Raw genomic sequence first — 15,201 nt, forward strand, 5'->3', positions numbered from 1 at the left:
TAAAAAAGCGACTTAACCTGAAATGTAGTCATTTTTTAAACAAATAAAAAGCCCGACTTAAGTCGGGCTTTGATGCGTTATATCATTAGCTATATGGATTAGTGAGCATGTGCTTCACTAGACCCTTTAGGATTACGAATGCCTTCCACCATTTCTTGGATTTCAATTGGTGTTGGTTGAGTCATTTTCATTACAACTGCTGCTACTGCAAAGTTGATCATCATACCGATTAGACCAATCCCTTCAGGTGAAATACCTAGGAACCAATTTTCTGGGCTATTAAGCTCAGGGCTAACAAACTTAAAGTAGATGATATAAGCCGCAGTAAAGGTAATACCCGTTACCATGCCAGCAATCGCACCAAATTTGTTCATTGATTTAGAGAAAATACCCATAATAATTGCAGGGAAGAAGCTCGCTGCCGCTAAGCCGAAGGCAAAGGCAACAACCGAGGCCACAAATCCTGGCGGGTTAATCCCAAAGTAGGCGGATATTACAATAGCAATCATCGCTGCTAACCTCGCTGCAAGTAATTCTTGCTTGTCGGTTATATCCGGTTTGAGTGTCCGTTTTAGCAAATCGTGCGATACTGAGGTTGAAATAACCAATAGTAAGCCCGCTGTAGTCGATAGTGCCGCGGCAATACCACCAGCAGCAACGAGTGCAATAACCCATGCTGGTAAGTCGGCAATTTCAGGGTTCGCTAGTACCATAATATCGCGGTCAACGTTTACTTCGTTCGCGCTATTAGGGTCAGTGATTTTACCTGATGTGTAAAACATTTTGCCGTCACCATTTTTATCATTAAAGGTGATTAGGCCTGTACGTTCCCAGTTTTTAATCCAAGCTGGTGCATCTGCATACGCTGTGCCGCTACCGTCTTTACCATTAATGGTGTCAATCATGTTTACACGGGCAAACGAAGCTACTGCAGGTGCTGTTGTGTAAACAATAGCAATGAACACCAGTGTCCACGCCGCTGAAATACGTGTGTCCTTTACGCGAGGTACAGTGAAAAAGCGAACAATTACATGTGGTAAACCAGCAGTACCCACCATAAGAGCACCTGTGATTGCAAATACATCAATCATGCTCTTCGAGCCTTCAGTGTATTGGCCAAAGCCCAACTCAGTACTTAAACCATCTAATTTATCCAATACATACATGCCTGAACCATCACTTAGCGTGGCACCAAACCCTGTTTGTGGGAAAAAGTGACCGGTTGCCATCATAGAGATGAAAATAGCCGGTACTAAATAAGCAAATACCAGTACACAGTACTGCGCAACTTGCGTGTAAGTAATGCCTTTCATGCCACCAAGTACAGCATAAAAGAAAACAATTATCATGCCGATGTAAACGCCGGTTTCAATTTCAACTTCTAAGAAACGCGAGAACACCACACCCACACCACGCATTTGACCCGCAATGTAAGTAAAACAAATAAAGATGGCACATAAAATAGCCACTAAACGCGCAGTACGTGAGTAGTAACGATCCCCGATAAAGTCTGGCACAGTAAACTTACCGAATTTACGTAAGTAAGGCGCTAAACACATGGCCAGTAGTACATAACCACCCGTCCACCCCATTAAGTAAACACTACCGTCATAGCCAGCAAACGAGATAATACCCGCCATTGAAATAAATGACGCAGCACTCATCCAATCCGCAGCAGTTGCCATACCATTGGCTAGTGGAGGTACACCACCACCGGCAACATAGAATTCATTTGTTGACCCTGCACGAGCCCAGATTGCAATGCCGATATAAAGCGCAAAGCTTAAACCGACGATTATAAAAGTGAGTATTTGAACATCCATTGCTTAGCTCCTATTCGTCTACGCCATATTTTTTATCTAACGTATTCATTTTGAAAACGTACACAAAAATCAAAGCTACAAAGGTATAAATCGCGCCTTGCTGGGCGAACCAGAAGCCAAGTTTAAACCCAAAAAAACGTACTTCATTTAGTACATCTACAAGTAATATGCCAAAGCCAAAAGAGACCACAAACCATACCGCTAATAACTTAAACAGTAATGAAATGTTTTCTGCCCAATAAGCTTTTGCTTGTTCTTCATTTTTAAAAGCCATTTTTATTTTCCCCTTTAAACATCGCAAGATTACGATGGGTGGTTTTTTATATTCGTTAATCAATTTAGCAACGCTACTCAAATATTGAATTGCGACAATAGTCGTAACAACATGTTAACGTTTTCGTAAACTGTAGGCGCTTAATTAGTAAACAACAAGTGAACTACTTTAATTTCAGTAAGTTAATTAATTTATTTGCGAGGTGTTTACGCCAATTTTTGAGTAAAGCGTGGGAATAAGACATTAGTCTAACTAAATAACCAATTTAAAATAAATCATTAAAAATCAATTCTTTATTTTATTTATAGATAATATAAATAAAATGTATACCCCCCTATTTAACCCGCAACCAAATATTGTAAAAACCCAAACTACCTCAAACGCCAACTGACGCTCGCATCTTGAAATAGTTTGGGTATAGTTATGGCAAATTATAAAAATATTCTACAAGGTTAAATAAACATGACGGCTGTACTACTCATTGTTGCCTTTGGCTACATAGGCGTGCTGTTTTGGCTGGCTAATTGGGGCGATAAAACCACGCCACTTGCCAAGCGTATTAGTCATCACCCGTTTGTGTATTCATTTGCACTAGGTATTTATTGCACTTCATGGACTTACTACGGCTCAGTAGGCACAGCAGCGACCAGCAGCTGGAGTTTTTTACCTATATTGTTAGGCCCCGCTTTATTGTTTTTTTTCGGTCAAGGCTTTTTACGTAAACTGGTACTGGTGAGTAAGAAACAAAATATCACCACTATTGCCGACTTTATTTCAGCCCGCTATGGTAAGCGTCAAACCACCGCCATTATGGTGACAATAATCGCCTTATTGGCCACCATTCCGTACATTGCATTGCAATTAAAAGCACTCAGCTCTAGCTTTTTACTCCTACAAAACAGCAATCAGATATCAGGGGATATTTTAGCGCTATCGGCCACGTTAATGATGGCGCTATTTGCTATATTTTTTGGTACGCGCAAAGTTGATGTAACCGAATACCGTTCAGGTTTAATGCTCGCTGTGGCGTTTGAATCTCTAGTTAAACTGTTTGCCTTAGCCGCCGTTGCAGGGCTTGCGATATACAGCTTATTTAATTTACCTACCCAAAGTAGCAGTCAAGTTGCCGAGTCTATTTGGATGCACTGGACACACTTTGACTTTTTTAGTTTTAATTTTATCGGCCAGTCACTTATGGCAGCAGCGGCTATTATTTGTTTGCCACGCCAATTTCATGTAACCGTGGTCGATAACCAAGATAAGCGCCATTTATTCACTGCGCGTTGGGCCTTCCCACTGTATTTATTGCTAACAGCAGCAATGATTTTACCTATTGCCACCGCTGCGATTCACCCAGAAATAGGCCGCAGCTTATCACCAGACAGCTTTGTACTTGCCTTACCTATGCTGCACAATAATGCTTTTTTGACTACGTTTGTGTTTATTGGGGGGCTTTCAGCAGCTACAGCCATGATTGTTGTAGCCACATTAACGTTAAGTACCATGATCTCAAATGATGTGGTACTGCCGTTAATGTTACGTCGTAAATTTAAACGTAACTTAATTACCAGCAGCTATAAATCACGTATTTTACTGGTGCGTCGATTTACCATTGCCGGGGTGCTTATTTTAGCTTACTTCTATCAGCAATGGTTTGGAAATGGCAGTGCACTGGCTAGTATGGGATTGGTTGCTTTTTCATTGGTATCGCAACTATTGCCTGCCATTGTGGGTGGTTTATATTGGCGAAAAGGCCATGCCTATGGGGTTTATGCTGGACTACTCGCCGGCGTGATATGTTGGGTGCTGTTTTTAATGTTGCCTATTTTAGATGCCCCCAACCCACTAGACAGTGAGTTACAACAAACCCTAATAACGCGCGGTACACTTATCGCTTTGTTTGCTAATATTGGCTGTTACATTAGTTTTTCGCTAGGGGCTGAAGAGCGCTTAATCGACAAAATTCAAGCGGCTGCTTTTGTTAATCCTAAAGATCAGGCTATTTTATCGCGTCGCTTAAATAAAAATGTAAAAGCCACGGTATACGACTTTAAAATACTGCTGCAAACCTTTTTAGGCATTCAACGTAGCCAGCAAGTATTATCACACTATGCGCTTCATCACGACTTAAACGACAACAATGCTCACCCTCGCGCTGACTTTATTGCTTACTGCGAACGTGCGCTTACTGGGGTATTAGGTGCCTCATCAGCGCAAGCACTTATTCATACCGTATCATCGGGCAAACGCATGGCGTTTGAAGAGGTGGTAAACTTTTTTGATGAAACCACACAAGCACTGCAGTTTAATCAAAACTTATTGTTTACCTCGTTAGAGAACTTAAGCCATGGCCTATCCGTTGTTGATAAAGACCTAAACCTCGTGGCTTGGAATAAGCGCTACAGTGAAATGTTTAATTACCCCGAGGGCTTTTTGCAAGTTGGCCAACCTATTGAGGAAATAATCCGGTATAACGCAGAGCGCGGTGAATGTGGCCCAGGTGAAATTGACCGTCATGTTGATAAGCGAGTTCAGCATTTAAAAAATGGTAGTTCACATCACTTTATTCGCCATCGTCGAAACGGCCAAGTGTATGAAATGATCGGTAACCCACTTCCTGATGGCGGATTTGTGACTAGTTTTTCTGATATTACTAATCACATTAGTACTCAAAATGCGCTAGAAGAAATTAATATGGACTTAGAAAATCGTATTGAAGCGCGCACCCAAGAAGTACAAACGATTAATAGTAATCTACAAGCACAAATAGATAGCCGCGTACAAACAGAGCAAGCACTTACTTTGGCCAAGCGCGAGGCAGAACAAGCCAATGATAGTAAAACTCGCTTTTTAGCATTGGCCAGTCACGATATTTTACAGCCATTAAATGCTGCACGTTTATACCTTGCCGCGATTGACGAAACACAACTAGACACCACGAATAAAAATAATTTTAATAAGCTTGGCGACAGTTTAGATTCAACTGTGCATTTAATGTCGGCCTTACTCGAAATTGCAAAATTAGAACAAGGCGCAATGACCCCAAGCCCACGTCACTTTTGTATTGACGATATTTTAGACCCTCTCAAAAGTGAATATGCCATTTTATCGAGCGATAAAGGACTGTCATTTACAGTGCGCTCAAATAAGCAAATAGTGCATAGTGACATTACCTACTTGCGCCGAATACTACAAAACTTGCTGTCTAATGCGATTAAATACACCGAAAATGGCCGAGTGCTAATTGCCTGCAGAAATCGAAAACACAGTTTACGAATAGAAGTATGGGATACAGGCCCGGGCATTAGCGATATTGAACAGGCAAAAATATTTAACGACTTTTACCGAATTGAAGCGGGCGACAATAAAGGCGTAGGCCTTGGTCTAGGGGTAGTTAAACGTATGGCTGATTTACTGAGCCTGCCGATTGATGTGGTTTCTTTACCTAATAAAGGCAGTCGATTTAGTATAGAAGTGCCTTATGGTGATGCGCAATTAGTGCAACAAAAACAAACAAATCAAAATATCGTAGACAACCGCGCTGCGATTAATATTATTGCCGTTGACGACGATCCTGAAAACTTAGCCGCGATGGCCAGCTTATTGAAAAAATGGCGGGCAAATTACACCTTATTCGACAAAGTTGATGCTGTGTTAGCGTATGCTAAAGCGCATGCAGCGCCCGATGTTATTTTAATGGATTATCAATTAGGTAATGATTGGGATGGCATTACTTTAATTAAAACACTGCGAGAGACTTGGCAAAGCGACATTCCGGCAATTTTAATTACCGCGGTGCGTGACACCGAGCTAAAACAAACAACCAAAGCTGAAAATATTCATTACCTAAGTAAACCAGTAAAACCAGGTAAACTTAAGGCCCTGCTTAATCATAGTACTTAACCCCCAATAAACGCTTAAGCTCAGTAAAATACTGGGCTTAAAGCTATGCTTAATTGCTATAATTACGCTTTCTTAGTTTTTGGAACAACCAACTAAGCCCGACTAACGAAAGCCCTAAGCCAATAAACGATAATGCCTTTAAAAGCCCAGTTAAATTAGCCATATCAATTAAAAATACTTTAACGATTACCGCACCAAGAATCCCCAAACCGACATTTTGTAATAACCGCAGCTGTTTTAAATGTCCGGCAATCACCACCAATGCGCCAAGTAATAACCAAATAACCGAATAGCTATATAGCTCGGCGTCACTGGTTGCCTTATCAAGGTAAATAAAGCCGCCTTGCCAATATTGGCGGATCAAGGTGTTGATAGCTAATACCGCTAATAAACCAGACACACCGAGTGTAATTTGACTCAATTTAGCATTTAACGATTTAACTAAACTCGCTAACCATAACGCCAGCAGGCTCGGGACGAACCAGATTAAAAGCACCCAGTTAAATATTGGCGTTTCACCAACATAAAGACGCATTAATAACGGATTATCATCCAACGTTGTATTGATTAATAATAAGCCAGCTAACGCTGATAAAATCAAACCTGCAGTGCGGTATAACTTACCCAGCTGCCCTGCACTTTGCGCGCGATATAAATAAACGCAGCCTAAAGCAAGCAAGTTACAGCTGAGCAAAACTTGCTCATAAAAACTTAAAGAAAACAACTGAGGGTAGTGCCCTACCAGTTGATAACTGGTTTCGGTTGTCACAAATAACGCTAAACAATGCAGTGCTGCCCCCTCTAACCATATTTTTAGTTTTGAAGTATTAAAACATTTAGCCGCTGCAAAAAATAACCCAATACACAGCGGGTAAACAACTAAGCTCCAATGCAAACCAAAGATAGTTAGAGAATCATAACTAGGCGTCCACGGCGATAAGGTAAGGCGTAAAAGTAATGCCGCCACAAGGGCTTTTATTGGCCAGTGTGGCATAGCCACACTGTATTTTTTTATTAATAAGCTCAGCAGTAATACTTGAACAGCCAGTGCAATGGTAAGGCCGCTATCGCTCAGTAGCATAGTAATTGCTAAAGTGATATTGGCGTTTGCTCCCACCCAATAACTAAAACGCTGCCATAAGGTTGTATTATTTTGCGTAAATTTAATTAACACCGCACTCATTAAACATAACAATACCGCCCAAAGTGGATAAGCGGTTGCTAAAGCCGTATTTGGGATCATCGCATACAAAGTGCCAACTAATGCAAACACACTTAATGAAGCAAGCAAATGAAAAGCTAATCGTTTTGGGTATTTATTACCAAAATAGAGTCCATAGCCACTTAACCCCAGAGCAAGTAATAAGCCTAGCCCATATTCGTTTTTAAAAATAAATAACGCATCATCAAAGGCATAAGTTTGTTTAGCACTGATCACTAGTAACAGCGCAATCACTAAAGAAACCCCTTGCCATGCATCCCAACGGCTATTTTTTAACACTAAAAATAGTAACAAAGCGATGCTTAACAACGCCACGATTTGCCATTGTAAATTAAACAAACTCAATAGCATGGCAATCATTAAAGGCGCCATAAAGGCCAGTAATAATCCGTGATCTGGAAATAAGTTAACTAATCGTTTGAAGCTGTGCGGGCGCACTTCAAGGGTATTAAAGCCCAAACCTAAACGTGCAATAGCTATTAAGCCTAAAATACTTAGTAACGCATAAGCGCCTATTAACCACACTGTGTCGTAGTTAAATAGAGTGAGTCCAACCAAGTACCAGCCTATATGCCCTACCCATAGTAAATACCACAACCACACTCGCTGTACTTTATGTGCCACAACCGCTGCGGCAACACTCACAAGGGCAACATAAATAAGTAAAGAAAATAACTGACCACTGCCCGTATTTACCCAAATAGGAACACTGTATGCGCCTATAATGCCAATTACAGCAAGTAAAGGACCTAACTTAATCGCCATTGCACTGGCGCAAAGAGCAATCACTGCTAAGCCAATAAATGCCCACTCAGCACTTAGCATGGTAAAGCTGTTATAGGCCAAAAACATTAAGGCAAAGCAAGTCATAAAGCCGCCACTGGCAAGGGCTGCAGGAATGTAATTATTAAAGCCTTCAAAAACGATACGTTTATAATGTAAATAATACGCTGCTGCGATTAAGCCAATGCCAAATAATCCACCGGCACTGAGCCTCATTGCAGGTGAAAGTAACCCCGCCTCTAAACTGTATTTGGCTAAAAACACGCCACCTAAAGCCAAAGCAATAGCACCAATCCAAGTCATCCAGTTTTGTTCAAAGCCTGCACGTAATTGTTTAAAAAGCAGTTCAATACTCGATGGCTTTTTAATTGCTACTTTAGGTAGTGGCGTATGTTTAATGCTCGCAGGTCTATAATCAGAGGCAGGAATGTCTGCGCGGTTTAAAGGTTTTGCGTTATCTGGTTGTGTGTTTACAGGGGATTTGCTAGGGACTGTATTTGGGTTTAACTCATACTGTGATAGCTTGAATTTTAATACTGCAATCTCTTGTTTTAAGCCGTTTAATTGCACTAAGGCAACTAAACCACATACGCCTCCTGCAACAATCGCAATAGATATAATGATTGCTAATCCGATTAACTCATCCATACAGTCCCTTTTTTATTTTACAAAACAAGTACCCAAAAAAATTACAAACAAAGCTTATACCATAAAATTACGATGGTTAAGCAACCTCAAGGCGATCACGGCCTGCTTTTTTAGCGCGGTATAATGCTTGATCAGCACGTTTCATTACATTATCAAAGGTCTGGTCGCTTGTACGATGTGCAATACCGATACTGACCGTTAAAGAACGCTGATTTTGTACTGTAATAGTACGAGCAGTCTCTAAAATAGTCTGCGAAAAGTTAAGTACTTCATCAAGCTCATAACTAGGCAGGTAAGCGGCAAACTCCTCACCACCTATACGAGCAAAAATATTTTCATCTTTAAAAAGACGGTTCACTTTATCAGCAAACTGTTTAAGCACCTTATCGCCCACATCGTGGCCATAATCGTCATTAATACGTTTAAAGTGGTCGAGATCTATAATTAAAACAGTGTAAGGATTATTAACAACCCCCTTCACATGCTGATAAAAGCAGCGACGGTTATACACTTTGGTTAAATCATCCATAATAAACTCTTGCGCTAACCGGTTGTGCATTCGCTGCATAAAGTGCATGGTTTTAAATAAACCATAAGCGGTAATTAGCATACCTAATGTGCGACATAAGTCTTCTACGTAATTGCTTATCCAAAAAGGCTGACGTATCACTTCATCGAGCACATCGGCAGTAGAGCCTACAATCCATAGCATTAAACCGATACTGACGTATAAATAGGCTTTTTTAGCTAACCGTGAACATTGCACTACAAAAAAAATAGCAAAAATCACCACTAAATTAATAAAGTCAGTGGTAAAGCCATAGAGGTTTTGGGTTATGTCTAATCGGGGAAAGTACATCAACGAAAAAATTGAGAAAGCGATAATAAACGCCAGCGTCATCAAAATTAACAGCTTATTTAATCTGGTAATTTTAACAAAATGGCTTAACTTTAAACTCACTTTTTCCGGGTTCATCATAGGCGATATTTACATTATTTTTATAATTACTATTAAAAACTATACCACAAATTATAAAACGGATTGATTTATATTAGTGTGCTAACAACCCAGCCAATAGCAACTAAAATAGTTAACCCAATCATGGTTTTAGTTTTATGTTTACTGATAAGTCGCTCAGCTTGATTGCCTGCATAATATACCACTAACGCTAATCCAAAATAGCGTATAGAGCGCGCAATCGCAGATGCCACTAAAAACAGTGCCAGCGAATACTTAGTTGCACCAGCGGCCAACATCGCAATTTGAAACGGAATAGGCACAATACCTAAGCTTAATACAAACCAAAAACCTTGTGCCTGCATTTTTTGCTTAACGTTTTCAAACTGTTCAGGACTAGAAAAGGTATTAATGATCCAATCGCCCACTACATCAAATAAATAATAACCCAACGCATAACCAAACAACGCCCCAATAACACAGCCGATTGTGGCCATAAGGGCAATTTGCCACAGTTTTTCACGCCTTGCCTGCATTAATGGCACCAGTACTGCTTCAAGTGGAATGGGCACTATGGTGGATTCTAAAAATGAGGCAAACGTAATACCGCTGAGCATATTTTTAGACTCAATAAACTGACGTGTTTTTTGCTTGAGCTTTTTTTGTATAGCCATTAAACATCCTTTTAACTACTGAGATTAATATTTTTAGCGGGTACTGGCATCATCGCACAGTTAGGTTAATCTAACCTGAAAATATAACGCCTTATTATTTATAGATTTAACATTGGCAAAATAGTAATACTTCCCAGAGTACTTTATTATTGCTCAATGCCATTATACTTTTCTGACAATTATTAATTATGCAAACTGCGCGTTTTATTCCTTTTAGAAAGCAAGATATCATAGGCATGTGCAGCCAAGAGCTTGCCGATAGTGCACAACAAACCTCTTTCAAACAGTTTTGCGACGTGCTCGCCAGCCTGATTCATTATAATTACCACTCAACCCTTGAGTCACTAAAAAACAATTACGCACCGTTTGATCCTAATAGCGACACTCGCTCGTTAGCTCCTGTCTCGAAGGAGCAAAAAGCCCAGTGCCAACGCGATTTTGCTAAAGATTTTGCCAACGTATTAAATGCGGCTAATTTTGAAGTGATTACCAATGAAGACCTACAAGATGCACTCAACGAAGAATCGCTTTTTAAGGTACGCCTAGAGGTAGAGTTTGACGACTTTGAAGAAGTGGTCTTTTATCGCAGAGGCGAATCGCAACTCACCGAAACCATAACCAGCTTTTGGGGGTTACGTAAAAAGCCACTGCATTTTACCAACTACGACCGCGTAGCGGTATTTATTCGCTTTAAAGATAAAGCCTATTTTGAATCAAAAAATAAACTACCTATGGGGTTTGAGCCAAGTTCTACCATAGTAAAACTATTTCAAAATGTGCCAAAAGCTGACTTAGAAATGCTATTTCCTAATAGCGAAGTGCGGATGCGCCCGATTGATAAAATTATTATTGGCTCATCTGCACTTATTGGCGGTGCGGTGGTGTTAGTTACCAAACTGGGCGCCTCATTACTTTTATTGTTTGCTTTGTTTGCATTTTGGGGAGGGTTTAGAGATGAAGCCGTTACCATGACTCAGCAGCACTTTATTACGTTAGCGATTGGTATTGGGGTATTTGGTAGTTTTGTTTTTAAAGAGTGGAGTAAATTTAAAAACCGCAAAATTAAATTTATGAAAGCGTTGAGCGATAATCTCTACTTTAAAAACCTAGATAACAACGCCGGTGTATTCCACACTCTGATAGACGCTGCCGAAGAAGAAGACATTAAAGAAGCCCTGCTTGCGTATACGTTTTTACTAAAATCTAAAAATGGCTTAAGCGCACACGCGCTTGATGAGCAAATAGAGACGTGGTTTAAAACTAAGTATCAATGCGAGCTAGATTTTGAAATTAGTGATGCGCTTGAAAAACTTGAACGTATGCATTTAGTAACCTGCACAAACACCCTATATAACGCGATAAATCTAGAGCACGCAAAAGCCATATTAGATGAACGCTGGGATAACCTGTTTCAATATAATTAAACTGCACGCTTTACTTAATAACAACGAAAAAGCAGCTGACACTTCAGCTGCTTTTTACGTTATTACCTAATTGGTAATTAGCTAGGGTCTGTTGATCTTTCAAGGTTGAATTTGCAGCAGTTTGTTTGGTATTTAGGCAAGGCGGAGCCTATGTGGTGTGGTTATTCCCCATAAATAGGCGATAACGTAGCATCAATGCCAAACAGGCGCAGCCCTAAGGGTTCTGCCTAGGGGCGATTTACTCTTTGTTGCTCGGTTTTTACTTAGCCCACTAGGTTACAAACCTCGCGCCGCGATTAAACAGCCCCTAGTTTGAACAAATTCTAATCCGCAAAGATCAACAGACCCTAAGCTGTTTGCGGCTTTTTAAATTTTGTATGCACTAACTTATAAAGTGCTGGCAAAATTAATAGCGTTAGTAAGGTAGATGACATAATACCGCCTACAACCACGGTTGCTAATGGCCTTTGCACCTCAGAGCCGGTACCGGTATTGAGCGCCATAGGTATAAAGCCTAAACTTGCCACAAGCGCGGTCATCAGCACGGGGCGTAATCGCTGTAATGCGCCGCTGTGTATTGCATGGTATAAACTTAACCCTTCGTTTCGTAACTGCTTAATAAACGACAACATCACTACACCGTTTAATACCGCAACACCACTTAGGGCAATAAAACCCACACCCGCTGAAATAGAAAGCGGCATATCTCGTAGCAATAACGCCAATACCCCACCGGTCAGTGCCAGAGGTACACCGCTGAATATAATGAGTGAATCACGCAGCGAGCCAAAAGCACTATAAAGTAAGCCAAAAATAAGCAATAAAGTCACAGGCACAACCAACGACAAACGTTTACTCGCCGATTGTAATTGCTCAAACGTACCGCCGTATTCAAGCCAGTAACCGCTAGGTAGGTTAAGTTGTGCGTTCATTTTCGCTTGGGCATCACTGACAAAGCTTGCTAAATCGCGCCCCGCTACATTGGCCGTTACTACCACATTACGCTTACCACTTTCGCGGTTTATTTGATTCGGCCCTTTTTCAATGCTGATTGTAGCCACTTCTCCAAGCGGTACAAATGCAAGCTCAGGGTTACTACTTTGAGGTAATGCAATAGGTAAACGCGCAAGCGCAGAGACATCATCAGACCAACGCTTATCTAAGCGTACTAGTAACGAAAAGCGCTTATCGCCCTCATAAATGAGCCCTGTTTGCACCCCACCAACGGCAGCGGCAAGCGTTTGTTGAATGTCGTTTACAGTTAATCCTAATAACGCCATTTGGTCTCGCATTGGAGTAACAGAAAGTGTAGGCAGCCCCTGTATTTGTTCTAAACGAACATCAGTAGCACCGGTAATATTTCGCATTAAACCAGTGGCTTTTTCGCCAAACTGCTTAAGTATGGCTAAATCGTCACCATAAATACGCAGCGCTACATCGGCACGCACACCAGCAATTAACTCGTTAAAGCGCATTTCTATAGGCTGGGTAAATTCATAGTTATTACCCGGTACCTCATTCACGCGATGACGAATTTGCTGCACTAACGCGTCTTTACTCAGTGATGGGTTTGGCCATTGCTCGGACGGCTTTAACATTAAAAAGGTGTCGGCAACATTTGGCGGCATAGGATCGCTGGCTACATCCGCAGTACCAATCTTCGAAAATACGTTCGCAATTTCGGGTTGTGCTAATAAAGCCTGCTCCAACTGCTTTTGCATTTGCACCGATTGTTCAATACCGGTGCCAGTAATACGCAGCGCATGCATTGCAATATCACCTTCATCTAGCTGGGGTAAAAATTCGGCGCCCATATTTTTAACTTTAAAGCCAAGTACTAGTACTAAAACCGTGGCAATGCTCACCATCACCCACGGTAATTTAAGCGATAAGTTAAGCAGTGGCTTGTAGATTTTTTTAACACCATGCATTACTGCATTTTCGCTTTCATCTACTTTACCACGCACAAATACGGCAATTGCCGCCGGCACAAAGGTAACAGCAAAAATAAGTGCACCTATTAACGCAGCAACAACAGTAAACGCCATAGGCTGAAACATTTTGCCCTCAACACCACTGAGCGCAAATAGCGGTAAATACACCAACATAATAATTAAAATACCAAATACGGCGGGGCTAAACACTTCTTTGGTGGCTGAAGTGACAACCTTTAAACGCTCACTGAGTGTAAGTAAGCGCCCATGTTTATGTTGAGCCATCCCTAATTGACGAAGGCAGTTTTCAACCACAATCACCGCGCCATCTACAATTAATCCAAAATCGATTGCGCCTAAGCTCATTAAGTTACCCGAGACTCGATTGCCCACCATACCAGTAATAGCAAATAGCATACTCAGCGGAATAACCATGGCGGTAATAAGCGCACCAGTGATGTTCCCGAGCAATAACAGTAAAATGACGATAACTAATACCGCCCCTTCAAACAGATTTTTTTGAACTGTGGCAATGGTTTTATCAACCAGGTTGGTACGGTCATAGACAGGCTCAACGATAACCCCTGCAGGTAAGCTTTTTTGTACCTCTATCAACTTATCAGCCATGGCTTTGGCGACCACACGGCTGTTTTCACCTATTAGCATCATTGCCGTGCCTAGTACGGTTTCTTCGCCATTATAGGTAGCCGCGCCGGTTCTGAGCTCTTTTCCTAAATACACATTTGCCACGTCTTTAATTCGCACAGGAGCATCATCACGCTTGGCGATAACGGTGTTTGCTATATCGGCTAAGGTTTTTAATTGCCCAGGCGAGCGCACTAAATATTGGCCGTCAAAGCGCTCTATATAACCAGCGCCACGGTTGCTGTTATTAAGCTCAAGCGCACTAATCACATCCTTGATTGTTAGCTTATAAGCGATGAGCTTTTCTGGCATGGGCCCAACCTGGTACTGGCGCTCAAAGCCACCTTGGCTGTTTATTTCGGTTACGCCTTTTACTTTTAAAAGCTGCGGACGAATAACCCAGTCTTGCAAAGTACGTAAGTCTTCGGCGTTATACGCCGTACCATCACTTTTTAACGCATCGGGTTTTGCATGCACGCTATAGGTAAATATTTCACCTAAACCACTGGCAATAGGTCCAAGGTTTGGCTCAATATTATTAGGTAAATCGGCGCGAATACTTTGAATACGTTCACCAATTTGCTGACGCGCCCAATAAATATCGGTGCCTTCATCAAAAATAACAGTTACTTGAGAAAGCCCATAGCGAGAAAGCGAACGGGTGTAATCAAGCTTAGGAATACCCGCCATCGCCGTTTCGACTAAGTAAGTGATGCGCTGCTCAACTTCAAGCGGGGTAAAACCAGGCGCTTTAGAATTAATTTGCACTTGTACATTGGTAATATCGGGGACAGCATCTACCGCTAAGTTTTGGATGTTATACACACCAAACCCAGCAAATAAAAATGTTAGCGCAAGCACCATCATGCGGCGTTTAACCGCAAAAGAAACAATCCAGTTAATCATGGTACCT

General features: G+C 41.3%; 8 protein-coding genes. 2 read left to right on the forward strand and 6 right to left on the reverse strand.

Annotation, left to right across the window (positions count from 1 at the left end; genetic code table 11):
- Window positions 1–98: 98 nt before the first annotated feature.
- Both ABZP26_RS13030 and ABZP26_RS13035 read right to left on the reverse strand, forming a co-directional pair.
- Window positions 99–1,823: a sodium:solute symporter family protein gene (locus ABZP26_RS13030; protein WP_368485044.1), complete on the reverse strand. Its 1,725-nt coding sequence runs from the start codon at window positions 1,821–1,823 to the stop codon at window positions 99–101.
- Between the two features lie 10 nt (window positions 1,824–1,833).
- On the reverse strand, window positions 1,834–2,097 hold the full coding sequence (locus ABZP26_RS13035; protein ID WP_008464847.1) for a DUF4212 domain-containing protein: 264 nt from the start codon (window positions 2,095–2,097) through the stop codon (window positions 1,834–1,836).
- 462 nt (window positions 2,098–2,559) lie between these two features.
- On the opposite strand from ABZP26_RS13035, the gene ABZP26_RS13040 reads away from it, so the two are divergent.
- Window positions 2,560–6,000 carry a PAS-domain containing protein gene (locus ABZP26_RS13040; protein ID WP_024602351.1) on the forward strand — a complete coding sequence of 1,147 codons (3,441 nt, stop codon included), beginning with the start codon at window positions 2,560–2,562 and terminating at the stop codon, window positions 5,998–6,000.
- A gap of 49 nt (window positions 6,001–6,049) precedes the next feature.
- Here the strand turns inward: ABZP26_RS13040 and ABZP26_RS13045 are convergent, their stop codons facing one another.
- From ABZP26_RS13045 to ABZP26_RS13055, 3 genes are all read right to left on the reverse strand, one after another.
- Window positions 6,050–8,653 (reverse strand): DUF2339 domain-containing protein, encoded by a 2,604-nt coding sequence (locus ABZP26_RS13045; RefSeq protein ID WP_368485045.1) that lies wholly within the window; start codon window positions 8,651–8,653, stop codon window positions 6,050–6,052.
- Window positions 8,654–8,729: 76 nt separating this feature from the next.
- A complete protein-coding gene (locus ABZP26_RS13050; protein WP_024602348.1) occupies window positions 8,730–9,629 on the reverse strand; it encodes a GGDEF domain-containing protein in 900 nt (299 codons plus the stop codon).
- Between the two features lie 71 nt (window positions 9,630–9,700).
- Window positions 9,701–10,285: a YqaA family protein gene (locus tag ABZP26_RS13055; RefSeq protein ID WP_013465758.1), complete on the reverse strand. Its 585-nt coding sequence runs from the start codon at window positions 10,283–10,285 to the stop codon at window positions 9,701–9,703.
- A gap of 188 nt (window positions 10,286–10,473) precedes the next feature.
- Here ABZP26_RS13055 and ABZP26_RS13060 point away from each other — a divergent pair, with 188 nt between their 5' ends.
- On the forward strand, window positions 10,474–11,709 hold the full coding sequence (locus ABZP26_RS13060; protein WP_013465759.1) for a TMEM143 family protein: 1,236 nt from the start codon (window positions 10,474–10,476) through the stop codon (window positions 11,707–11,709).
- A 347-nt stretch (window positions 11,710–12,056) separates the two neighbouring features.
- Here the strand turns inward: ABZP26_RS13060 and ABZP26_RS13065 are convergent, their stop codons facing one another.
- Window positions 12,057–15,194: an efflux RND transporter permease subunit gene (locus ABZP26_RS13065; protein ID WP_290172824.1), complete on the reverse strand. Its 3,138-nt coding sequence runs from the start codon at window positions 15,192–15,194 to the stop codon at window positions 12,057–12,059.
- Window positions 15,195–15,201: the final 7 nt, after the last annotated feature.

It is taken from the genome of Pseudoalteromonas sp. SD03 (assembly GCF_040937955.1).
In the GTDB taxonomy this organism is placed as follows: Bacteria; Pseudomonadota; Gammaproteobacteria; order Enterobacterales; family Alteromonadaceae; genus Pseudoalteromonas; species Pseudoalteromonas tetraodonis.